General features: G+C 52.5%; 33 protein-coding genes. 7 read left to right on the plus strand and 26 right to left on the minus strand.

Going from position 1 to position 21,697, the window contains the following annotated elements; genetic code table 11:
* Nucleotides 1-4: 4 nt before the first annotated feature.
* The 22 genes from secY to rpsJ are packed head-to-tail and all read right to left on the minus strand — an operon-like array spanning nucleotide 5 to nucleotide 10,399.
* Entirely contained in the window at nucleotides 5-1,264 is a 1,260-nt protein-coding gene (gene secY / locus H8693_RS08055) for a preprotein translocase subunit SecY (RefSeq protein ID WP_178621022.1), read from the minus strand.
* Nucleotides 1,264-1,707 (minus strand): 50S ribosomal protein L15, encoded by a 444-nt coding sequence (rplO, locus tag H8693_RS08060; protein WP_178621024.1) that lies wholly within the window; start codon nucleotides 1,705-1,707, stop codon nucleotides 1,264-1,266. Before rplO ends, secY begins: the two co-directional genes overlap by 1 nt.
* A gap of 13 nt (nucleotides 1,708-1,720) precedes the next feature.
* Nucleotides 1,721-1,900, minus strand: a complete 180-nt coding sequence (rpmD, locus tag H8693_RS08065) for a 50S ribosomal protein L30 (protein WP_178621026.1) — start codon at nucleotides 1,898-1,900, stop codon at nucleotides 1,721-1,723.
* A gap of 14 nt (nucleotides 1,901-1,914) precedes the next feature.
* Complete coding sequence (rpsE, locus tag H8693_RS08070) at nucleotides 1,915-2,412, minus strand: 30S ribosomal protein S5 (protein WP_178621028.1); 498 nt, start codon at nucleotides 2,410-2,412, stop codon at nucleotides 1,915-1,917.
* 14 nt (nucleotides 2,413-2,426) lie between these two features.
* Nucleotides 2,427-2,795, minus strand: a complete 369-nt coding sequence (gene rplR, locus H8693_RS08075) for a 50S ribosomal protein L18 (protein WP_178621030.1) — start codon at nucleotides 2,793-2,795, stop codon at nucleotides 2,427-2,429.
* Nucleotides 2,796-2,813: 18 nt separating this feature from the next.
* Complete coding sequence (gene rplF, locus H8693_RS08080; protein WP_178621032.1) at nucleotides 2,814-3,353, minus strand: 50S ribosomal protein L6; 540 nt, start codon at nucleotides 3,351-3,353, stop codon at nucleotides 2,814-2,816.
* Between the two features lie 40 nt (nucleotides 3,354-3,393).
* Nucleotides 3,394-3,792 carry a 30S ribosomal protein S8 gene (gene rpsH, locus H8693_RS08085; protein WP_178621034.1) on the minus strand — a complete coding sequence of 133 codons (399 nt, stop codon included), beginning with the start codon at nucleotides 3,790-3,792 and terminating at the stop codon, nucleotides 3,394-3,396.
* 32 nt (nucleotides 3,793-3,824) lie between these two features.
* Nucleotides 3,825-4,010, minus strand: a complete 186-nt coding sequence (locus H8693_RS08090; RefSeq protein WP_178621036.1) for a type Z 30S ribosomal protein S14 — start codon at nucleotides 4,008-4,010, stop codon at nucleotides 3,825-3,827.
* A gap of 15 nt (nucleotides 4,011-4,025) precedes the next feature.
* On the minus strand, nucleotides 4,026-4,565 hold the full coding sequence (rplE, locus tag H8693_RS08095) for a 50S ribosomal protein L5 (RefSeq protein WP_249280547.1): 540 nt from the start codon (nucleotides 4,563-4,565) through the stop codon (nucleotides 4,026-4,028).
* Between the two features lie 20 nt (nucleotides 4,566-4,585).
* Nucleotides 4,586-4,909, minus strand: a complete 324-nt coding sequence (gene rplX / locus H8693_RS08100) for a 50S ribosomal protein L24 (protein WP_249280548.1) — start codon at nucleotides 4,907-4,909, stop codon at nucleotides 4,586-4,588.
* 19 nt (nucleotides 4,910-4,928) lie between these two features.
* A complete protein-coding gene (gene rplN / locus H8693_RS08105; RefSeq protein ID WP_178621040.1) occupies nucleotides 4,929-5,297 on the minus strand; it encodes a 50S ribosomal protein L14 in 369 nt (122 codons plus the stop codon).
* A 21-nt stretch (nucleotides 5,298-5,318) separates the two neighbouring features.
* Nucleotides 5,319-5,582 carry a 30S ribosomal protein S17 gene (rpsQ, locus tag H8693_RS08110; protein WP_330605740.1) on the minus strand — a complete coding sequence of 88 codons (264 nt, stop codon included), beginning with the start codon at nucleotides 5,580-5,582 and terminating at the stop codon, nucleotides 5,319-5,321.
* 20 nt (nucleotides 5,583-5,602) lie between these two features.
* Nucleotides 5,603-5,779, minus strand: coding sequence for a 50S ribosomal protein L29 (gene rpmC, locus H8693_RS08115; protein WP_249280566.1), 177 nt, complete (start codon nucleotides 5,777-5,779; stop codon nucleotides 5,603-5,605).
* 13 nt (nucleotides 5,780-5,792) lie between these two features.
* Nucleotides 5,793-6,230: a 50S ribosomal protein L16 gene (rplP, locus tag H8693_RS08120; RefSeq protein ID WP_178619314.1), complete on the minus strand. Its 438-nt coding sequence runs from the start codon at nucleotides 6,228-6,230 to the stop codon at nucleotides 5,793-5,795.
* On the minus strand, nucleotides 6,202-6,924 hold the full coding sequence (gene rpsC, locus H8693_RS08125; protein ID WP_178619311.1) for a 30S ribosomal protein S3: 723 nt from the start codon (nucleotides 6,922-6,924) through the stop codon (nucleotides 6,202-6,204). Before rpsC ends, rplP begins: the two co-directional genes overlap by 29 nt.
* A gap of 1 nt (nucleotide 6,925) precedes the next feature.
* Complete coding sequence (rplV, locus tag H8693_RS08130) at nucleotides 6,926-7,321, minus strand: 50S ribosomal protein L22 (protein ID WP_178619308.1); 396 nt, start codon at nucleotides 7,319-7,321, stop codon at nucleotides 6,926-6,928.
* Between the two features lie 16 nt (nucleotides 7,322-7,337).
* On the minus strand, nucleotides 7,338-7,610 hold the full coding sequence (gene rpsS / locus H8693_RS08135) for a 30S ribosomal protein S19 (protein ID WP_178619305.1): 273 nt from the start codon (nucleotides 7,608-7,610) through the stop codon (nucleotides 7,338-7,340).
* A 27-nt stretch (nucleotides 7,611-7,637) separates the two neighbouring features.
* Nucleotides 7,638-8,471: a 50S ribosomal protein L2 gene (gene rplB / locus H8693_RS08140; RefSeq protein WP_178619303.1), complete on the minus strand. Its 834-nt coding sequence runs from the start codon at nucleotides 8,469-8,471 to the stop codon at nucleotides 7,638-7,640.
* A gap of 22 nt (nucleotides 8,472-8,493) precedes the next feature.
* The gene (gene rplW / locus H8693_RS08145) at nucleotides 8,494-8,790 is read right to left on the minus strand and encodes a 50S ribosomal protein L23 (protein ID WP_178619301.1); all 297 of its coding nucleotides are present in this window, start codon (nucleotides 8,788-8,790) and stop codon (nucleotides 8,494-8,496) included.
* Nucleotides 8,790-9,413: a 50S ribosomal protein L4 gene (gene rplD, locus H8693_RS08150; RefSeq protein ID WP_178619298.1), complete on the minus strand. Its 624-nt coding sequence runs from the start codon at nucleotides 9,411-9,413 to the stop codon at nucleotides 8,790-8,792. The genes rplW and rplD overlap by 1 nt, the downstream gene beginning before the upstream one ends.
* A gap of 27 nt (nucleotides 9,414-9,440) precedes the next feature.
* Nucleotides 9,441-10,067: a 50S ribosomal protein L3 gene (gene rplC / locus H8693_RS08155; protein ID WP_249280549.1), complete on the minus strand. Its 627-nt coding sequence runs from the start codon at nucleotides 10,065-10,067 to the stop codon at nucleotides 9,441-9,443.
* A gap of 23 nt (nucleotides 10,068-10,090) precedes the next feature.
* Nucleotides 10,091-10,399 carry a 30S ribosomal protein S10 gene (rpsJ, locus tag H8693_RS08160; protein WP_178619292.1) on the minus strand — a complete coding sequence of 103 codons (309 nt, stop codon included), beginning with the start codon at nucleotides 10,397-10,399 and terminating at the stop codon, nucleotides 10,091-10,093.
* Nucleotides 10,400-10,831: 432 nt separating this feature from the next.
* Between rpsJ and H8693_RS08165 the strand changes: the two genes are divergently transcribed.
* From H8693_RS08165 to H8693_RS08190, 6 genes are all read left to right on the plus strand, one after another.
* A complete protein-coding gene (locus tag H8693_RS08165) occupies nucleotides 10,832-11,995 on the plus strand; it encodes a mannitol dehydrogenase family protein (protein WP_249280550.1) in 1,164 nt (387 codons plus the stop codon).
* Nucleotides 11,996-12,422: 427 nt separating this feature from the next.
* Nucleotides 12,423-13,583: a mannitol dehydrogenase family protein gene (locus H8693_RS08170; protein ID WP_249280551.1), complete on the plus strand. Its 1,161-nt coding sequence runs from the start codon at nucleotides 12,423-12,425 to the stop codon at nucleotides 13,581-13,583.
* A gap of 321 nt (nucleotides 13,584-13,904) precedes the next feature.
* A complete protein-coding gene (locus H8693_RS08175; RefSeq protein ID WP_249280552.1) occupies nucleotides 13,905-14,195 on the plus strand; it encodes a hypothetical protein in 291 nt (96 codons plus the stop codon).
* Nucleotides 14,182-15,231: an inorganic phosphate transporter gene (locus tag H8693_RS08180; protein WP_249280553.1), complete on the plus strand. Its 1,050-nt coding sequence runs from the start codon at nucleotides 14,182-14,184 to the stop codon at nucleotides 15,229-15,231. Before H8693_RS08175 ends, H8693_RS08180 begins: the two co-directional genes overlap by 14 nt.
* Nucleotides 15,232-15,244: 13 nt before the next feature.
* Nucleotides 15,245-15,871: a DUF47 domain-containing protein gene (locus tag H8693_RS08185; protein WP_249280554.1), complete on the plus strand. Its 627-nt coding sequence runs from the start codon at nucleotides 15,245-15,247 to the stop codon at nucleotides 15,869-15,871.
* A gap of 217 nt (nucleotides 15,872-16,088) precedes the next feature.
* Nucleotides 16,089-17,234 carry a mannitol dehydrogenase family protein gene (locus H8693_RS08190; protein WP_249280555.1) on the plus strand — a complete coding sequence of 382 codons (1,146 nt, stop codon included), beginning with the start codon at nucleotides 16,089-16,091 and terminating at the stop codon, nucleotides 17,232-17,234.
* A 58-nt stretch (nucleotides 17,235-17,292) separates the two neighbouring features.
* On the opposite strand, the gene H8693_RS08195 is transcribed toward H8693_RS08190, so the two are convergent.
* From H8693_RS08195 to H8693_RS08210, 4 genes are all read right to left on the minus strand, one after another.
* Nucleotides 17,293-17,580 carry a DUF1648 domain-containing protein gene (locus tag H8693_RS08195; protein ID WP_249280556.1) on the minus strand — a complete coding sequence of 96 codons (288 nt, stop codon included), beginning with the start codon at nucleotides 17,578-17,580 and terminating at the stop codon, nucleotides 17,293-17,295.
* Nucleotides 17,581-18,071: 491 nt separating this feature from the next.
* Nucleotides 18,072-18,701 (minus strand): epoxyqueuosine reductase QueH, encoded by a 630-nt coding sequence (locus tag H8693_RS08200; RefSeq protein ID WP_249280557.1) that lies wholly within the window; start codon nucleotides 18,699-18,701, stop codon nucleotides 18,072-18,074.
* 33 nt (nucleotides 18,702-18,734) lie between these two features.
* Nucleotides 18,735-19,403 (minus strand): B3/B4 domain-containing protein, encoded by a 669-nt coding sequence (locus H8693_RS08205; RefSeq protein ID WP_249280558.1) that lies wholly within the window; start codon nucleotides 19,401-19,403, stop codon nucleotides 18,735-18,737.
* 11 nt (nucleotides 19,404-19,414) lie between these two features.
* Nucleotides 19,415-20,335, minus strand: a complete 921-nt coding sequence (locus H8693_RS08210; RefSeq protein ID WP_249280559.1) for a ketopantoate reductase family protein — start codon at nucleotides 20,333-20,335, stop codon at nucleotides 19,415-19,417.
* A gap of 289 nt (nucleotides 20,336-20,624) precedes the next feature.
* On the opposite strand from H8693_RS08210, the gene H8693_RS08215 reads away from it, so the two are divergent.
* Nucleotides 20,625-21,521, plus strand: a complete 897-nt coding sequence (locus H8693_RS08215; protein ID WP_249280560.1) for a DUF6709 family protein — start codon at nucleotides 20,625-20,627, stop codon at nucleotides 21,519-21,521.
* The last annotated feature ends 176 nt before the right edge of the window (nucleotides 21,522-21,697 follow it).

Consider the following 21,697-nt stretch of genomic DNA (forward strand, 5'->3'; position numbering starts at 1 on the left):
TCTATTATTTCAGGAATCCCTTATAGTGACGCATCATCATCTGGCTCTCCAGCTGCTTGGTCGTCTCCAGCGAGACGCTGACCATAATCAGCAGGCTGGTTGCGCCAAAGGCCGTGTTCATGCCCGACATTGTGGAGAACAGGGTCGGAACCGCTGCCACCAACGCCAGGAAAATGGCGCCAAACAGCGTGATCCGGGAAAGAATGCGGGCCAGATAATCCGAAGTGGGCCGTCCGGGACGGATGCCCGGGATGAACCCGCCATACTGCTGAATGTTCTTGGACACATCCACCGGGTTAAAGGCGATCTGCGCATAGAAATAGGAGAAGAACAGGATCAGCACGAAATAGATGACCGCATAGAGCCAGCTGCCCGTTCCCAGGAAACGATTCACCCAGGAGGCGAAACCGCTGTCCGGCACGAACTGGGCAATCATGCCAGGAATCTGCACAAAGGTCATGGCAAAAATCAGCGGCATAACGCCGGACTGGTTGACCTTCATGGGGATAAAGGTGGACTGGCCGCCATACTGCTTGCGTCCCACAACCCGCTTCGCATACTGCACGGGGATACGCCGCTCGCCCAGATCCACAAAGGTCAGGGCCGCGATGATGACGATGGCCGCAATGACAAAAGCCACCAGGATCCACGCGCTGGTGTTTCCGCTGAAAACGTTGGTGCAGAGAGTAATAATCTCTGAAGGGAGCTTCGCGACGATTCCGATGAAGATCAGCAGGGAGATGCCGTTTCCGATTCCCTTTTCATTGATCCGCTCGCCCAGCCACATAATAAGAGCCGTTCCTGCCGTCAGGCAGAGGATGATGGTGATATAGTTGAAAATATCCGTGGACTGCACAGCCTGGCTTCCCATGCTCACCAGGATGCCGATGGCCTGCACCAGGCCGAGGCCTACAGCCAGATACCGGGTAATTCTCCCGATTTTCTTTCTTCCGTCCTCCCCTTCCTTGCTCATGCGTTCCAGAGCTGGAATCGCAATAGTCAGAAGGTTCATGATAATGGAAGCGTTGATATACGGGATAACGCCCAGAGCAAAGATGGACATATTCTGCAGGCCGCCGCCCGAGAACACATTCAGGAACCCCAGCAGGCTATAGTTCTCCACCTGCGAAGCAATATACGCCGCATTCGTGCCCGGGACGGGAATTACACATCCCAGGCGATAGATCAAAAGAATGAACAGCGTGTATAGAATCTTTTTTCTTAAGTCTGCTATCTTCCAAGCATTTCCCAAGACCTTAAACATTATTCGGTCACCTCAGCAGTCCCCCCCGCGGCAACGATCTTTTCCTGCGCGGACTTTGTGAATTTGGCGGCTTTGACATTGAGCTTTTTCGTCAGCTCGCCGTTCCCCAGAATTTTCAGGCCGTCGTTCACCTTCTTGATGAAGTTGATCTCCTTCAAGAATTCCGCCGTAATCTCGGTTCCATCCTCGAATACATTCAGGTCTTCCACGTTGACGGTGGTGTAAACTGTTGCAAAGATGTTGGTGAAGCCTCTCTTGGGAAGCCGTCTCGAAAGGGGCATCTGGCCGCCTTCAAAACCGGGGCGAACACCGCCGCCGCTTCTGGATTTCTGGCCCTTCTGGCCGCGGGCGGAAGTTTTTCCCAGGCCCGAACCAGAGCCTCTGCCGACTCTTTTGGGAGCTTTTCTCGCGCCGGGAGCGCTCGTCAGTTCATGGAGTTTCATAAAGCTTCCCTCCTTATACTTCTTCTACCGATACCAGATGCTTCACCTTGAAGATCATGCCTCTGATCGGTGCGTTGTCTTCCTTGACGACCGTGGACTGGAGCTTCCGGAGGCCCAGAGCTCTCACGGTGTCTTTCTGATCCTGCGGGCAGCCGATGGTGCTCTTCACGAGCTTGATTTTTAACTGTGCCATGATTTGCTACCCCCTTACTGCAATTCTTCCAGGCTCACGCCCCGCAGCCGCGCCACCTGCGCCGCCGTCTTTAACTGCTTCAGGCCTTCGATGGTGGCCTTTACGCAGTTGATGGGGTTGTTGGAGCCATAGGACTTGGTCCGGATATCCTTCACGCCGGCCAGTTCCAGCACCGCGCGGGCATGGCCGCCGGCCAGAACGCCGGTACCTTCCTGAGCGGGCATCATGAGAACCTGGCCCTTGCCAAACTTTCCGATGACTTCGTGAGGAATTGTGGTTCCCTTGGTGGGGACCTCGATCATCTGCCGTTTCGCGCTTTCCACCGCTTTGCGGATCGCTTCGGGGATTTCGGCTGCTTTGCCCATGCCGCATCCCACATGGCCGTTTTCATCGCCAACGACGACCAGCGCAGAGAAGCGCATGTTGCGGCCGCCCTTTACCGTTTTGGCTACGCGGTTTACGGCTACAAGCTTTTCTTTTAAATCCAGTGTACTGGCATCAATGCGTTGCAACTTTCAAACCCTCCTTATAACTTCAGACCGGCTTCTCTGGCGCCGTCTGCAACCTGAGCGACCCGGCCGGTGTAGACATAGCCACCACGGTCAAAGACCACTTCCTTGATTCCTTTTTCCAGAGCCTTCTTCGCCGCGGTTTCGCCCACGATCTTGGAGGCTTCTTTCTTCGTCTTATCCGCGATCACTCCCGCCAGATCCTTGTCAAGCGTGGATGCCGCGACGAGGGTGTTGCCCGCAACGTCGTCAATCACCTGCACATAGATGTTGTTCAGGCTTCTGTATACGCACATTCTGGGACGCTCTGCCGTTCCGCTCACTTTGTTGCGGATGCGCTGGTGACGTCCTTTACGGATTGCATTTTTATCTACTTTTTTAATCATACCTTAAAGAACCTCCCCTTACATTCCAGACTTGCCTTCTTTGCGGCGCACATATTCGCCCTTATAGCGGATACCCTTGCCCTTATACGGCTCAGGCGACCGGACGGCGCGAATGTTTGCAGCCACCTGCCCAACCTGCTGTTTGTCGATTCCCTTGACGATGATCGCCGTCTGGGAGGGAACCTCAAATTTGATGCCCTCCGGCTGTTCGATCTCTACCGGATGGGAATAGCCCATGTTCAGCACCAGCTTTTTGCCGGAAAGCTGCGCACGGTATCCAACGCCGATGATCTCCAGTTCCTTCGCGAATTCCTCGTGAACGCCCTTGACCATGTTGGCGATGAGTGCTCTTGTCAAACCATGGAGTGCTTTATGCTGTTTTTTGTCCGACGGACGGGATACGGTGATCACATTGCCGTCGATGTTGATTTCCATGTCGCCGCTGAACGCTTGGGACAGCTCACCCTTGGGTCCTTTCACCTTAAGTACGTTTCCGCTTTCCAGGGAAGCGGTCACGCCGGCAGGCAGCTCGACAGGAAGTTTACCTATTCTAGACATATCTTCTCCTTGTTCCTCTCTTGTGGTCTATGAAGCGATCCTACCAGATGTAGGCCAAAACTTCTCCGCCCACAGAATTTTTTCTAGCCTCAGCGTCCGTGATGACGCCCTTGGATGTGGAAATAATGGCGATTCCCAGGCCGCCCAGCACCTTGGGCACCTGATCTTTTCTCGCATAAACGCGAAGGCCGGGCCGGCTGATCTTTTTGAGCCCCGAGATCACCCGTTCTCCGTTTGCGCCATATTTCAGTTTCACGCGCAGGGTTCCCTGCACGCCGTCTTCAATGAGTTCGCAGCCTTTGATGAAGCCTTCCTTCAAAAGGATTTTCGCGATGGACATCTTCATCTTGGAAGCGGGCATATCCACGACTTCTTTTTTTACCACCAAAGCATTGCGAATGCGTGTAAGCATATCCGCTACCGGATCCGTAACTGGCATTTCCTTGTTCCTCCTCTTTTCAAAAGTGCTTCTTACCAGCTTGCCTTTCTCACACCGGGGATCTGTCCACGGTAAGCAAGCTCACGAAAACAAATACGGCAAATGCCATATTTTCTAAGCACGGAATGAGGGCGCCCGCAAATGCGGCATCTGGTGTAATTCCGCGTGGAGAATTTCGACCCTCTCTGCTGCTTTAAAATCATGCTTTTCTTAGCCACTTTGCCTGTTCCTCCTTATTTCTTGAAAGGCATGCCCATGAACGAAAGAAGTTCGCGGGCCTCTTCGTCGGTGTTCGCGGTGGTGACGATGATGATATCCATGCCGCGCACCTTCTCGACCTTGTCATAATCAATTTCGGGGAACACCAGCTGTTCTTTGAATCCCATGGCGAAGTTGCCCCGGCCGTCAAAAGATTTGGGGGAGAGTCCCCGGAAATCCCGGACGCGGGGGATCGCGATGCTGATGAGTTTATCGACGAATTCATACATCCGGTCGCCGCGCAGCGTCACTTTGGCGCCGATCTTCATGCCCTCGCGGACCTTGAAGTTTGCCACCGAGTGGCGCGCCACCGTCACAACCGGCTTCTGGCCGGAGATAATCGAAAGTTCTTCCAGAGCTGAATCGAGGCCTTTGGGGTTGTCTTTAATATCACCCATGCCCATGTTGATCACGACTTTTTCCAGTTTCGGAACTTGCATGATGTTTTTATAGCTAAATTTCTGCATCATGGCAGGAATGATCTCTGCTTTGTAAGTATCCTTTAATCTAGGCAATGTTCTTTCCTCCTTTCAGCTTATTTATCCAAGATTTCGCCGCACTTCTTGCAGAAGCGGACTTTCTTGCCATCGTCCAGGACCTTTTTGCCTGTCCGGGTGGCCTTGTTGCACTTGGGGCACTGGAGCATCACGTTGGAAGCGTCGATGACGTTTTCCTGGTGGATGATGCCGCCGGGATCCGACTGGCCCTGGGCTTTCTTATGCTTTGTCACGACGTTCACGCCGCCAACCAGCACCTTGCCCTTGGCCGGATAGGCTTCCATCACCTTTCCGCTCTTGCCCTTGTCTTTTCCTGTAATAACGACGACCGTGTCGTCCTTTTTAACATGCAATTTTGTCATATGAACGAACCTGCCTTCCTTAAAGTACTTCGGGGGCCAGAGACACGATCTTCATATAATCCTTGTCTCTCAGTTCCCGAGCAACAGGCCCAAAGATACGCGTTCCTCTCGGCTGTTTGTTCGCGTCGATGATGACTGCCGCGTTTTCGTCAAATTTGATATAGGAACCATCCGGTCTTCTGACGCCCTTCACGCTGCGAACTACAACCGCTTTGACAACGTCTTTTTTCTTAACAACACCGCCGGGGGTAGCCGTTTTCACCGAAGCTACGATCACATCGCCGATGTTAGCCGTCCGTTTCATCGAACCGCCAAGCACCTTGATGCACTGCACAATTTTCGCCCCGGAGTTGTCAGCTACTTTTAAACGTGTTTGTGGCTGAATCATAATGTTCTCTCCTTTGCTTTCCTACTTGGCTTTCTCAATAATCTCAACGAGTCTCCAGTTTTTATCCTTGCTCAACGGACGCGTTTCCATAATTTTTACGGTATCGCCGATGCCGCATTCATTATTTTCATCGTGTGCCTTGAACTTCTTCGAATAGTTCACGGTTTTCTTATATAAAGGATGTTTCTTCTTGGTTTTTACCGCAACTACGATTGTTTTATCCATCTTATCGCTGACAACCTGGCCGATCCGGGTTTTGCGAAGATTTCTTGCTTGTTCTTCCACGGAAGCTCTCCTTTCCAAACTTATTTAGCAGCCTTCAGCTCGCGCTCTTTCAAAATGGTCTTGACGCGCGCGATGTCTTTCTTGACTTCCCGAATGCTCAAGGGGTTTCCCAGCTGGCCGGTGGCTTTCTGGAAACGCAGGTTGAAAAACTCGGTTTTCAGGTCGACGAGCTTCTGTTCCAGCTCGTGATCCGCCATTTCATGAAATTGCTTAGCCTTCAACTTGCTCACCGCCTTCCTCAGTTTCTTTCTTCACAAATTTCCATTTGATGGGCAGCTTGTGGCCGGCGAGGCGCAGAGCTTCTCTTGCGGTTTCCTCGCTCACGCCCGCGATTTCAAACAGCACGCGGCCGGGCTTCACAACGGCAACCCAGTATTCCGGAGAACCTTTTCCGCTTCCCATCCGGGTTTCCGCGGGTTTTTCCGTAACCGGCTTGTCGGGGAAGATCTTGATCCAGACCTGTCCGCCTCTCTTTATGTAACGAGTCATGGCAACACGGGCAGCCTCGATCTGGTTGGATTTGATCCAGCCCGGCTCGGTGGCCGCGATTCCATACTGACCGTATGTCACGGTGTTGCCGCGCATCGCTTTGCCCTTCATGCGGCCGCGGTGCACTCTTCTACGCTTGACTCTTTTTGGCATTAACATGTTTTCTGCCTCCTTCCGGTGCTTTTCTTCCCTCGTTAGCGGCCTTTGCCCGCTCTTTCAAGGGGTTGTTCAGGATCTCGCCCTTATAGGCCCAAACCTTGACGCCGATGCGTCCATAGGTGGTGTGGGCTTCGGCAAAACCATAGTCGATGTCCGCGCGAATGGTCTGCAGCGGAATGGAACCCTCGTGATACTGCTCGGTGCGGGCGATTTCCGCGCCGCCCAGACGGCCCGAGGTCATGATTTTGATACCCTTTAATCCGGCTTTCATGGAGCGGCCGATGGCCTGCTTCATAGCGCGGCGGAAGGAGATCCGGCGCTCCAGCTGGCCTGCAACGTTCTCAGCGATAAGCTGCGCGTCCAGATCCGGCCGGCGGACTTCCATGATGTTGACGACAACGTTTTTGCCGGTGAGCTTCAAAAGCTCGGCCTTCAAAACGTCAATCCCCGTGCCGCCCTTGCCGATAACGATGCCGGGCTTGGCGGTATAGATGCTCACAGAGACCTTGTTGGCTGCGCGCTCGATCTCGATTTTGGAGATGCCGGCAGCAAACAGCTTTTCTTTCAGATATTTACGGATCTTGTCATCCTCAACCAGGTAGTCGGAGAAAGTTCCCTTCTTCGCTACCCAGCGGGAATCCCAATCCTTGATTACACCAACTCTAAATCCGTGCGGATGTACTTTTTGGCCCATCTTAAACCTCCTCCTTAACCTCGCCTAAAATGATTGTGATATGGCTGGTTCTCTTGCGGATTCTCGTCGCTCTTCCCTGCGCACGGGGCCGGAACCGCCGGAGCGTCGGGCCTTGATCCGCGTATGCTTCTGCAACATACAGGCTGTCTTTTACCATATCCAGGTTGTTTTCCGCGTTGGCCACGGCGCTGTCCAGCACCTTGATGACCGGCTCGCTGGCCGCCTTGGGCGTGTTCAGAAGGATCGCCCGCGCTTCGCCAACCTGTTTGCCGCGGATCAGGTCGATGACAACCTTCACCTTTCTGGAGGAAATACGCACATATTTTGCCACTGCACGAGGCCGCTTATCTTTATTTTCACGTCTCTTGAGACTCTTTTCTCTCTCGCGTGTTGCCATTCTCTACTCTCCTCCCTTATCTGGACGATTTCTCGCCTGCATGCCCCCGGAAGGTACGGGTGGGGGCGAACTCGCCCAGCTTGTGTCCAACCATATCCTCGGTGACATACACCGGAACAAATTTTCTGCCGTCATGTACTGCGATGGTGTGGGCTACCATATCCGGGAAGATTGTGGAAGCACGGGACCATGTTTTCAGCACTTTTTTCTCATTCTTCTCGTTCATCTCCTGAATTCTCTTCAGCAGCTTTTCATGAACGAAAGGTCCTTTTTTAACTGACCTGCTCATTATTTACACTCCTTCCTGTCTGGCGCCCTATTTGCCGTTGCGACGCTTCACGATGAACTTGCTCGTGGGGTTCTTCTTCTTTCTCGTCTTATAGCCAAGAGCGGGTTTGCCCCAGGGCGTAACCGGGCCGGGCCGTCCAATGGGGGATTTGCCTTCGCCGCCGCCGTGGGGGTGGTCGCAGGGGTTCATGACCGAGCCGCGGACCGTGGGGCGGACGCCCATATGGCGCTTTCTGCCGGCTTTTCCGATATTGACGTTTTCACTGTCCAGGTTGCCCACCTGGCCGATGGTGGCCTTGGCGTTCATGGGGATCATCCGAACTTCGCCCGAGGGGAGACGGACCTGCGCATACGCGCCTTCCTTTGCCATGAGCTGCGCGGCGTTGCCGGCGCTGCGGGCGATCTGGCCGCCCTTGCCGGGCTTCATCTCGATGTTGTGGATCATGGTGCCCACGGGGATGTTTTTGATTTCCAAAGCGTTGCCGGGCTTGATGTCCGCGGTTTCGCCGGAAAGGATGGTGTCGCCCACCTGCATCCCGTAAGGGGCCAGGATATATCTCTTTTCACCGTCCGCATAGTGGAGCAGGGCGATATTGGCCGTCCGGTTGGGATCGTATTCGATGGTCGCAACCTTGGCGGGAATGCCGTCCTTGTTCCGTTTGAAGTCGATGATTCTGTATTTCTGCTTCGCGCCGCCGCCGATGTGGCGCACGGTGATCCGTCCATGAACGTTGCGGCCGCCGGTTTTCTTGATGGGGGCCAGCAGGGACTTTTCCGGTTTATTGGTCGTGATTTCCTCAAAAGCGGAAACCGACATGAATCTTCTTCCGGGAGAAGTCGGATTGTATTTTTTAATCGCCATTGTGTGGTTCCTCCTCCTTAAGCTACTGTACCATGCTCTCGAAGAATTCGATTCCCTTGGAATCCTTCTTCAAGGTAACAAAGGCTTTCTTCACCGCAGGCGTCCGGCCTTCGGTGCGGCCCTGCCGCTTTAACTTGCCTTCTTTTCTCGTGGTGTTGACGCTCTCCACCTTCACGCCGAAAATTTCTTCCAGCGCCGCCTTGATCTCGGTCTTGTGGGCGTTGATATCCACTTCAAAGGTGTATTTCTTCTGCGGAATCTGGTCATAGCTTTTCTCGGTGAGCACAGGGCTCTTGATGATATCGTGAATATCTTTCATTATGCGTAAACCTCCTCCACTTTCCGGGCCGCCTCTTCGGTGACGATCAGCTTATCGCAGTTTACCAGGTCGTAAACGCCAAAGCCGCCGACAATCGCGGTTTTCACACCGGGGATGTTGCGGGCCGCGCGGATGACTTCCTCATCCTTCTCGGCCGTGACGATCAGGGCTTTGCCCGTCGCCTTCAGGTTGGAAAGAACCTTGGCCATTTCCTTGGTCTTTGCCGCATCCAGCTTCAGGGCATCGAGAACGATCAGCTCTTCGTTTGCCACCTTGTCCGAAAGGGCGCTCACCATGGCGAGCTTCTTGATCTTTTTATTTACCTTCATGGCATAGGAACGGGGCTTGGGGGCGAATACCACGCCGCCCTTTGTCCATTGGGGAGCGCGGATGGAACCCTGCCGGGCCCGGCCGGTGCCCTTCTGGCGCCAAGGCTTGATGCCGCCGCCGCGGACTTCCGAACGTCCCAGGGCCGATTGTGTGCCATGTCTCAAGGCCGCAAGCTGAGCAACGATGACCTGATGGATCGCGTTTGCGTTGACTTCCGCGCCGAACACTTCGTCCACCAGCTTGATTTCGCCAGCCTGTGTGCCGTCTGTTTTATACATCATTACGTTAGGCATGTAAGCTTCCTCCTTTCACTTCGCAGTTTATGCTTTTACACTTTTCTTGATGGTGATCATCTGGCCCTTGGCGCCGGGCACCGCGCCCTTCACCAGGAGCAGATTCTTCTCGGCGTCGACCATGGCGATCTCCAGGTTCTGGATGGTGACCTTTTCAACGCCCGTGTGGCCGGGAAGCCCTTTGCCCTTGAACACCTTTCCGGGATAGGAGCAGGCGCCCATGGAACCGGGCCGGCGGTGATAGCGCGAACCGTGGGTCATGGGGCCCCGGTGCTGGCCGTGCCGGGCGATAACGCCCTTGAAGCCGCGGCCCTTGGAGATGCCGGTAACATCGACCATGTCGCCGGTCTCAAAGACATCCGCCTTGAACTCCTGTCCAATTTCCATTCCGGCGACTTCGTCTGTCCGGAACTCTCTCAAATATCTCTTCACGGGAACGCCCGCCTTTTTGAAATGGCCCATCTTGGGCTTGTTCACGAGCTTTTCCCGGATTTCGCCAAATCCAAGCTGAACTGCATTGTAGCCGTCGATTTCATCCGTTTTCTTCTGCACGACAACGCAGGGGCCAGCTTCAACGACGGTTACGGGGATCATCCGTCCGTCTTCGGCAAAAATCTGTGTCATTCCAACTTTTTTACCTAATATAGCTTTCATTGTTTACCTCCTTACGCCGCCTATTAGAGCTTGATCTCGATATCAACACCCGCCGGCAGATCCAGACGCATGAGTGCGTCGGTGGTCTTTGCGTTGGCCTCCAGAATATCGATCAGGCGCTTGTGGGTCTTGATCTCAAACTGTTCCCGGGAATCCTTGTATTTGTGGGTGGCCCGCAGGATGGTGATGATTTCCTTTTGCGTCGGCAGCGGAATCGGCCCGGACACCTTCGCGCCCGTGCGCTTCGCCGTCTCCACAATCTTGCTGGAAGATTGGTCGATTAAGTTGTGGTCATATGCCTTTAACTTAATTCTGATTCTTTGGCTCGCCATTATTTGTTATTCCTCCTTTGCTTTTGCTTCCCGGCCTCGGTACACGCTGCCGGGCGTGTCATATTGTTTTTTTAGCGCAAACGCATTTCGCGTTTGCTGCTTTTGGAGCGCCCGCCTCGCTGGGCGAGCTATTTTCCGGCGGAAATTACCCGGAAATGGCCTCCGGCAACCTCCCGCCCGGCTGCGGCTATCGGCTTAAAAGGGCGCAAAACACCCCTGTCCATAGCGCAACAGTTGTATTATAGCGTATGTTTTTCCCGATTGCAAGGGGTTTTTTCTAATTTTTTTGCCTTTTTTCCGCCTTTTTTCTACCTTATCTATATATAGTGGCGCATAATTTATTTTAACCCATCTCTTGTCCCGTTGACACAAGGCCCCCGGCGCGTTATCATAAAATTATCTTTGAAATTTTGATAAGGAGATTGGTATTTCATGAAATCGGTTTTGATTGTCGGCGCCGGAATGCTGGGCAAAGGCTTTATCGGCGAAGTATTTGACGAAGCGGAAAACTGGCACGTTTCCTATCTGGACAAGGATCCCCGGGTTATCGAGAACCTGAAAAAACCCGAGGGCTTCACCGTGGAATGCTCCTATGAGGACCGCACGGAGCATCGGGTCATCACGGATTACGACGCGTTTTTGACGGACGAGCAGTTCTCGGCGGCGGATGCGGCCATCCATGCAGACGTCATTATGATGCCCCTGTATCCCGAGGATTTTGACGAGGCCATTGCCTATCTGAGCAAGATGCTGGCCCGCCGCGCCAAAGAGAATCCGGCCCAGAGCCTGGATATCGTCTGCAACACCAACTATAACCACTATATGAATCACATCCGCGAAACCTTTTTGAAGGACCTGGGCAGCGATGAGGCCCGCAAATGGTTTGAGGATCAGGTATATTTGAGCGATTCCATCATCCGCCGTTCCACTATTGCGGATGACAACGCCGCCACCAACCTTCGGACCATGTGCTGCGCGACCCTGCTCATTCAGCCGCCGCTTCACAACGATCTGAAGGACGTTCCCTGGATGGAGCAGAAGGATAAAATCGAGCTTTTGAAGGATATGAAGGTCTATACCATCAACGGCATGCACGCCACCTCCGCTTTCGCGGGATATTTGAAGGGATATACCCTCATTGAAGAGTGCATGGACGATCCGGAGATCGTCGCCATGGTAAACGAGGTTATGGAGGAGGCCAGCTATGGGCTGACCCGCGAATTCCCCATCACCAAGGAGGAGATCGACGATATGTGCGCCTTCTTCTATGTCAAGCTGGATTCTCCCATCAACGACGCCATTTTGCGCGTCTGCTGGGATCCGGCCCGCAAGCTGGGCAGAAACGACCGGCTGACCGGCAACGCCATGTATTGCTATGAACACGGCAAGGAGCCTGTCGCCCTCATGCAGTCTATGGCCAACGCCATGGCCTATGACGATCCCCGGGATCCCATTGCCATGGAGATTCAGAAGAAGATCCAGGAAAAGGGCATCGTCCAGGCCATCAGCGAAGTCTGCGGCATTCCCGCCGACCACCATATCACCCAGTGTGTTGCGGAAAACTACCGCAAGCTCATGGAAAAACGGGCGAAATAATCCCATCTGTATAAAAAAGGACGCAGCTGCGTCCTTTTTTATTGCAATTGATTTTCTCTTGCCTATGCCTCCCGATTTTATAAAATGAATAGGAAGGCGCCTGTTTCCCAAACAAGAGTTTTAGTTTTCTTCCCTTATTCGCAAAGAAAGCTCTTCCGGCGGATCGTTTGTTTTTTTGTACCTTTCTATTAAAAATAGCGGGTTCCTGGGTTTCGCCTCTCACTACGTGAATAAGTATCAGCGCGCTTTGGAACCGGCAGGCAGGATTATCCCCCCCCAAGAATTCTGGGTCCCCTATCCTTCCGCCAAGCGCCGCCCCATCTTCTGATACAAATTTTAAAAAAAGCAAACAGGAATTGACATTTCTCCGTCGGACGTTGTATCATGAGCATAGATTTGAAATTCCCTAAGCGGAAAGGAGAAAAAAATGAGAAACGTATTGATTGTCGGCGCAGGCAAACTGGGCAAGGGCTTTATTGGTGAGGTATTCGATGCGGCCAAGAACTGGAAGGTGAGCTTTCTGGACAAGGACCCGCGGGTTATTGAAAACCTGAAAAAGCCGGAGGGCTATAAGGTCATGTGCTGCCGTGAGGATCGCACGGATCACCGGGTCATCACGGACTATGAGGCTTTTCTGGTGGACGACGGCTATTCCGTCGCCGATGCGGCCATTCATGCGGACGTCATCATGATGCCCCTCTATCCCGAGGACTTTGACGATGCCGCGCCCTATCTGGGAAAAATCTTCCAGCGCCGCGCCAAGGAAAACCCGGCCCAGAAGCTGGACATCATCTGCAACACCAACAAGAACCACCTGATGGAGCATATTGAGGAGATGTTCTATCGGGGTATGGAAAACGAAGAAACCATCGCGTGGTTTAAAGACAATGTGGCGCTCCGGGATTCCATTATCCGTCGTTCCACCATTGCCGACACCAACTATTCCACGGATATCCGCACGAGCGTCGTGGCCTCGCTTCTCATCCAGCCGCCGCTGTATAACGACCTTTCGGATGTGGAATGGATGGAGCTCAAAGACAATATCCTTCTCCTGAAGGATTTGAAGCTCTATACCATCAACTCGACCCACGCCACCTGCGCTTATGCCGGATATTTGAAGGGATATACCACGGTGGAGGATTCCATCGCGGATCCCGAGATCTCCCAGCTGTTTGACGATGTCATGGAAGAATCCTCCTTTGGGCTTACTCATGAATTCCCCATCACCAAAGAGGACATCTTCGATATGTGCCGCTGCCTGAAGATTCAGACCAAAGACGCCATCTATGACCAGCTTCTGCGCGTCTGCTGGGACCCGGCCCGCAAGCTTTCCCGCAACGACCGGCTGACCGGTAACGCCATGTATTGCTATGAACATGGCCTGGATCCGGTCCACATCATGATTACCATGGCCAACGCCTTTGCCTATGACGATCCCCGGGATCCAGTCGCTATGGATATCCAGAAGAAAATCAAGGAGCAGGGCATTGAAAAGACCGTGAGCGAGATCTGCTCCCTTCCCATCGACCACCATATTACCCAGTGCGTCGCAGAGAACTATCGCAAGCTCATGGCAAACAGGAAATAAACCAGCGGCGGAAGAGGGCAAAAGCTCTCTTCCGCTGTTTTTATGGAAAATATAACAAATCGGGATATATTCCGGGCGGGAGATTCCCTCCCATAATTTAGTTTACCCTTTTATAAGCTCTGAATTTTCATCCGAATCGCCTTTCTTTCTTCCAAATATGACAGAACTATGATATAATAATGAACGCACAAACGGTTCGGAAACAAGTTTCCGCGTCCTGAGCATTCATTGACGGCTGCCATCGCCGCACGAAGCGCGGCAAAGACATGGTATAATCTGATAAAGTGCCACCCGGCGTTCCCAAAGAGCAGGATATATTTTTTGGAAGAAAAAGCAGTGTTCAAGACGGCAGTTCGGTTCTTCTGCCGGGATAACGATTGTGGCCATATGCAGTTCATTCCGGGCAGGAAAAAATGGATTCAATTTTTTTGTTCCGGACTTCCAAATGGATTGCCCTTTTTGACAGAGGTTCCATCGCACGAAAAAACCGATGGCTCCGGGAGCGTGTTTCTCTGGTTATGTTCTTGTTTACATGATCTGTTTATTTTTAATATTTTTTCAGCAGATAAGACAAATGCATTTTTGTTGAGGTTTATTTATGGATATGTTTGAATTTATCGGTCAAATGCTGGGCAATCCCATGCTGCTCATCTCCACCATTCTGACGCTGGGTGTCATATTGGTCAACGGTTGGACAGATGCCCCCAACGCGATTGCCACCTGTGTCTCCACAAAAGCGATTGGAGTGCGAAAAGCCATTATCATGGCGGCAATCTTCAACTTCCTTGGCGTTTTCGTCATGACCGCTATCAATGCCTCGGTCGCCATGACCATATACAACATGGTAGACTTTGGCGAGAATGCGCACCTGTCCTTGATCGCCCTTTGCGCAGCCATGGCGGCCATCGTGATCTGGGCGACTGCCGCATGGTATTTTGGCATCCCCACCAGCGAAAGCCATGCGCTGATCGCCGGTCTCTCGGGCGCTGCCGTTGCCATCCAGAACAGCTTTGCCGGCATCAACGGCGCCGAATGGATGAAAGTTATCTATGGGCTTATCCTTTCCACAATTTTGGGGTTTGTTCTCGGGTTTCTCTCTTCCAAGCTCACGGTGCTTTTATGCCGAAATAAAAACCGAATGAAGACGGAACGCTTTTTCTCTGGTGCGCAGGTGGCCGGCGGCGCGGCCATGGCCTTCATGCACGGCGCGCAGGACGGCCAGAAGTTTATGGCAATTTTTCTCCTGGGCGCTGCCTTCGCCAGCGGACAAGCCGGCACTTCCACTTTTATCGTTCCCGTTTGGCTGATGATTCTCTGCTCCGTTGTCATGGGGCTGGGAACCTCCATCGGCGGATATCGGATCATCAAATCTGTCGGCATGGATATGGTAAAGCTCAAGCCCTATCAGGGATTTGCCGCGGATTTTTCCGCAACGCTCTGCCTTCTGCTTTCTTCCCTGACGGGTATGCCCGTCAGCACGACCCACACCAAAACCACGGCTATCATGGGCGTCGGAGCCGCCCGGAGAATCAGCAATGTAAACTGGAGCGTGGTGAAAGATCTGGTGTTCACTTGGATATTCACTTTTCCGGGCTGCGGCCTTCTGGGATACGGAATGGCGAAGCTCTTTTTATTGATATTTGCGTGAGGAGAATAAAAGTATGGCAAGAAATAAGAAAAACAACGATTATTTTAAATTGCTGGAACAGCAGGTTTCCTGCAGTGTGGAGGCGTCCAATCTCCTGGAAAAAATTTTTTGCGAATTTGATCCGGGAAAAATTACGGCGTATATGGATCAGATGCACGCCATTGAACACGCCGCCGACGATATCCATCACGATATTTTGACGAAGCTTTCCGTGGAATTCATCACTCCCATCGATCAGGAGGATATTCTTCGCCTGGTTCAGATCATTGACGACATTACCGATGCTCTGGATGAGGTTATCATGGAATTTTATATGTTCCATATCGACCAGGTTCCGGAAAAAGCCGCCGAGCTTTCCAAGATCGTGAACCGCTGTGTGAGCGCCTTATATGAGGCCGCAGGGGAATTGAAAAACTTTAAAAAGCCCCATGCCCTGCGGTCGCTTTTGATCAAGGTTAACGATATCGAAACCGAGGGAGACACTCTCTATACAGACGCAATCTATAACCTGTTTGGCTCGGATGTCAATGGAAAAATGCTGCTGGGGCATAACGCTGTCTATGAGAGCTTGGAAAAATGCTGCGACTTGTGTGAGCATGCAGCCGATGTGATCGAACAGGTCGTCATTAAAAACACATGATCGCTTAAAAATAAAATAACAGCCCCGGGAGGCAACGTTATGTTTCACCGGGGTTTATTTTCAATTTGTTGCTATAGAAGGCAAGCTCTGAGAAAAATTGGATGGTACATTCGTCCGCAAGAGCTTATGTTTTCATATGTATTGTTCCGTTCACTTTTGACTTTTTATGTATACACATTGATATAAGATTTGAAAAAACAAGCAGGAGGATGTAAGGATGCAGGAAATTTTTATCGTCGGTGCCGGCAAGATCGGCAAGGGCTTTTTAGGTGAGGTGTATCATACGGCTGGATGGCGGCTCTCTTTTCTAGACAAGGATCCGGAGGTCGCAAACGCGATGCGCGACGCTGGAAAATACACCGTAAAGGTGCATGAAACCGAAAAAACATACGATCATATTGTGGATGGCTATGATGTGTATCTCACAGATCCGGCATATTCCTGCCGGGATGCCTTTCTTTGTGCCGATCTTATGGCGCTGGCCCTCTATCCCGCAGATATCGACGATGCTGCGGCCTATCTGGCCCCGCTTTTGGAGGCGCGGGCCAAGGAAAATCCCGCGCAGAAGCTGACCATTCTCTCCTGCACCAATAAGAACCATATCATGGCCCACATTGAAGGAGAATTTTTGAAGCCCCTCTCTCCGGCGGCCCAGGATTGGTTCCGGGAGAACGTGGCGCTGCGGGATGTCATTATCCGCCGCGGAACTACCTCTCCTTCTCCCGCCGCCCTGGAGCTGGAGACCAAAGCCGTCGCCACGCTGCTCATCCAGTCGCCCGTCTATTGCGATCTCTCCCAGGTTCCCTGGATGGAGCTCAAAGACAACATCGAGCAGCTCAAGGATATCAAGCTCTATACCTATAATTCCACCCATGCCTGCTGCGCTTTTGCCTCATATTTAAAGGGGTACACCACCATCAACGAAGGCATGGCCGATCCGGAGATTTTCAATCTGGTGCAGGAGGTTCTGGATGAATCCTGCGCCGGGCTGGTAAAGGAATTCCCCATCACGGAAAAGGAACTTTATGACTTCTGCTACGTTTTGCGCACCAAGCTTCAGTCACCCCACACGGATTATGTGTTCCGCGTGGCCTATGATCCCATGCGCAAGCTCTCCCATAACGACCGTCTCACCGGCAATGCCCTCACCTGCCTGAAGCACGGCATTGATCCCAAGGCGCTCATCCAGTCCATCGCCAACGGCATGGCCTATGCCGAGCCCAAGGATCCCAAGGCTATGGAGATTCAGGCGCTGATCCGGGAGAAAGGGATTGCCGCCGCAGTAAGCCAGGTTTGTGAGCTTCCCCAGGATCATGAATTGGTGCAGCGTGTCAGCACCCTTTATGAGAAAATTGGCAGATAATCCTTTTTATAAAGTCACAAAAGCCCTGCGCTTTGGCAGGGCTTTTGTTATTTGCTTTTTATCTTCCCAGATTAAATGCCAGTGTCAGTATGCCAATCAGAACCGCCACTGCCGACACGATGACAGCCGACCGGCCACCCCTGTCTTTTTTATACCAAAACAGGGCAAAGGCAGAAAACGCAGGTGATATCAAAATCCCCAGCAGCTTAGGCATCGTAGTTCCCGCTGCGCCCGAGGCGGTGATCTGCATCACCAGTGTATCCGGCAGAAGGAAATATCCCAAAATCGCCAAAACAATGCAAAGTATCAGGCTTCCTGCCAAAACGGCATCCATTGATTTTTTCATTTTCCCTCCCCCCTACTTTCTTTAAAAAGAAAGTAGGCAAAGAAATTTTATGACTGTGTTCTTTTATCTCCGTCCATCTCTTCCGGGCAGAAACATTTTTCCGTATCCCTTTATTCCACGGAGCCTTCCTGCCTTAAAAAGAAAGCGGGCAAAGATGTTTTATGACTGTGTTCTTTTATCTCCGCTCATCTCTTCCGAGCAGAGCATTTTTCCATATCCCTTTGTCCCAGCGGAGCCTTCTTGCCTTAAAAAGAAAGCGGGCAAAGATATTTTACAGCCCTGCAAAATTATCCGCAATGGTATTTTGCAGCTATTCCTTGCCGTATTTTCTCCAGCCGACCGCGGGCAGGTTTCGCGGCATCCACCTCCCTGCCGCCGGCGTTCCCGCCGTCTCTTTCCCTAAAAAACGCTCCCCCCATCTGCGGTAAAAGCGCGAATAGAGAGCTTATCTTTTCAAAAAGCAAGGTATACCTTCAAAGGCCGGCGATCCTTTATTTTTCCCTATCCGCTTCGCGCCGCCGCGCCTCTTCCTTGGAAAACACGCAGCCACAATAGTTTTGGCGATATAATCCATACACGTCCGAAAGACGAATGGACTCTTTATAACCATCCTTTTTTTTAAAATCCGAGCATAGGTAAGGGACGCCGTATTCTTCTCCCAGCTCCTGGCCAATAGCATTTAAAAGCTGGGCATTTTTATGCGGGCTGATGGTGAGGGTGGTGGTGAACCAGTCTGCACCAACCTCCCGGGCCTTTTTCGCCGCGTGGGTAAGGCGCATGCGGAAGCAGACCTCACACCGCCGGCCTCCCTCCGGTTCGGCCTCCATTCCCCTGGCCGCTGCAAAAAACTCTTCCGGGGCATAGCGATCCGCCATCATCGTGATGGCATCCCGGCAGGGAAGTTCCCGGATCAGCCGTTCCTGTTCGAAAAGGCGATGCTCATATTCCTCCGGGGATGTGATATTGGAATTGCTATAGAACAGCAGGATGTCAAAATGCGGAGCCAAGGCAGTGAGCACATAGCTGCTGCAGGGAGCGCAGCAGCTATGCAGCAAAAGGCGGGGCCTCCCTTTCAACCCGGCGATGGTCTCTTCCATCCATTTTTGATAGTTCTCTTTCATGTTCTTCTCCATGGGCTTATATATGCTTATACATCAGCCATCGTTTCTGATGATCCGGCGGCGCATCTCCTCTGCCCCGCAATGGATGGCAAAAAGTTCCTCTGCCCGGCAGAGTGCGCTTTCCAGTCCGTCCGCTCCGCCAAAGGAATAGATCACGAGCAGAACCTCCTGGCTCTCCGGCCGGATCATGGCGCGGGTGGAATCACTGGACGGATTGCCAAAGAATCCCGCGCCGTCCCGCAGGGCGGGAAGAAACTCCACGTTGATTTCCTCTTTGCCAATGCCCGGATAGCGAGTCCCCTCGGGAGCGATCTGCCAGACCACCCCGCCCGTGAGCCGGGCCGTGTCATATGTTCCCAGGGAAAAGCCGCTCTCCACCGAAACGATATTGTTGCAGTCCACCACGTTGTTAATGCGGTACAGCCCCTTGCCAGAGGTAATCCGCCGCAGCATGGCCTCACAGGAGCTGCGATAGCGATGCGGGTCCTTGCCGGCAGCCCGGTATCCCTCCCGGGCGTCGCGGATGCGGGGCAGAGCGACAATCTCGTCCCGCCGCAGATTTCCGGCGATTTTCTCCAGCGACTGCTCCATTTCCTTTTGCAGATCCGGGCAATCCGTTTCTACCTTCACCCTCGAGAACAGGCATCCCAGCGCTGCCCCCGGGCAGGCCGCCTTCCAGGCAGCGTCTATGCGAATATCCATATCCCGCTCCTTTACTCCCGAAAACCCAGCGCCCGGGCGATCTTTTCATAATTGGGTGTGGGAACGCTGTAAGCCCGGCCCAGGCGAACCACCTGGTATACAAGGCCATCCACCTCGCTGGCATGGCCCGCCTCATAATCCTTTTGCATGGAGGCCGTGGAGTCCGGCGCGCAGCTTGTGAGCAGCCTCACATTCTTTTCCACGATATCTTCCCGCATGGATAAACCCATGGCCAGGGCCACATCCCGCACTTCTCCCACCAGCGCCCGGAAAAGCTGCATATGGGCTGGATTTTTTTCATAATCCTCCGCCGCAATATGCAGATAGGTTCCCGCTGCGGCAAAGGGAGAAACCATGCTGAATTTTTCGAACGCGTCGCTCCGGATGTCCTTGGAAATCTCGAACTGAATCCGGCTTTCCTCCAATTCTCCTTTCAGTTCCGCCAGCTTTTCATAGATCGCCTGCGGTTCCGGCCGCCATGGCCCCGCGACGATGGTAAAGACCGCGCCGTTTTCCGTAATCTCTCCCGGCGCGGACAAAAAGGCGGAGACATAAATTACGCCGTCCAGAATCTTACGCTCCGGAAGCTCCCGGGAAAGCTGTTCTCCGGCGTCCGTGATATTTAAAATGGGAATGACCAGGGTTTCCGGCCCGGCCGCTTTTTTCAGAAATTCTGCCGCTTCCCCAATGGAATACCATTTGACGCAGACAAAAATCACATCTGCCGTCCCCTGCCATTCCTCCATCGTATACACCTTGGGTTCCCGGATATGCAGTTCTCCACGGCGTTTGGAATGGATAAACAACCCCTTTTCTTTCATTGCCGTCCGGTTCACGCCGCGGGCAATAAAAGAGACGTCTCTCCCATCCGCCGCCAGATAGCCGCCAATCGCTCCGCCGGTTCCGCCCGTTCCCACAATCAGATATTTCATGCCATCTCCTCGCTTTTCTTTCGTTTTCTCTATGTATGATACTGCAAGCGTCTGGTTTTCGCAACCCGCCTTTTTGTTTTGCAACGCGGCTCTTTCCCTTTACTTATGACGCAGTTTTCCCCGGTCATCCAAATATTTTTTATTGCTTTGTCGTAAATTATCCCTTATACTGAAGATGAAATATATTTTCCTTTCCATTTGCACGAACCTCTGTATACAGTCCGGCACCACATCGCGTTTTTCCCGGAAACCGGGAGACCCTCGCTATCACCCGCAAAGGAGGTCCGCCATGATTTCCATTCCCTATCTGTATTTCATCTACCGTGAATCTGTTTTGGCAACCATTGTCTCCCTTTTAGGAACGATCTGTTGGATTGCCGCTGCCGTCCTTTTGATCGAGCTGCATCTTGTCTATAGCGCCGTTCTTATCATCCTTGCTGTTTTTTTCACCATCTGCTGGGCGCCATATATCGCCGCCTGCCGTGCGGCAAAAAAGGAGGGCCTTCTTTTAACACGCCGCAGCCCGCGGGAATTTATACGTTCCACCCGGAAAACCCTTCTCCTGTTCAGCGGCCTGTTTCTGGTTCTTGCAGGCACCTGCCTGTATACCATTCTTTCCAACGACGCCGTTTTTGCCCGCCAGCAGGAGGCAATGCCTATCGAGGAACTTTATATTACGGATTTGACAGAGGGGCAGTATGTGGAAGGAGAGCTGTTCTCTTTTATAAGTGGCATCGCCTATGAAGGAGAGACGGAGGAAACGGCAACCAAATACTATGCGCTGCTTTTGATGGCGGATGGAGTCAATACGCCCGTCTGCTATCCCGTTGAGCTTCCCGGCGCGAAATGGAAAAATGGCGACGCCATCATGGACGCATTCTATTCCTATTGGACGAACCCCGATGCAGAATTTTATCAAGGCGAAGCCATTTCCTTTTTCGGCTCCCTGCAGCCGGTTTCTGCTCTGGATCCGGATATCCAAAGATATTATCAGGAAGCCCTTGATAACTGCGGCACGGCGGATTGGCGCGGCGATCTGTATTTCCGCGCAGAAACGCCCCTTTCCACTTCCGCAAATGATATATACGATATCATCCTCTATGGTTCCTCGGCCATTGCCATCCTGTTGCTGTGCCTTGCTATTTGGGGATTTTTCCAGGAAAACCTCGCAAGAAAGACAATATAGCAATTTTTTTGGTCCCAGCCCGCCTTTCTCCCGCTGCACTATCCCTGCTCTCCCTCTCCCCTTTTTTTCTCCACAAAAAAGAGACGCCTTTTGACGTCTCTTTTCCTTCGCTTTGTCTTTCTCTTATTCGATGATCCCGCTTACTACACCGGATCCTACCGTCCGTCCGCCTTCAC

The sequence above is a fragment of the Guopingia tenuis genome, from assembly GCF_014384805.1.
Taxonomy (GTDB): Bacteria; Bacillota; Clostridia; order Christensenellales; family Christensenellaceae; genus Guopingia; species Guopingia tenuis.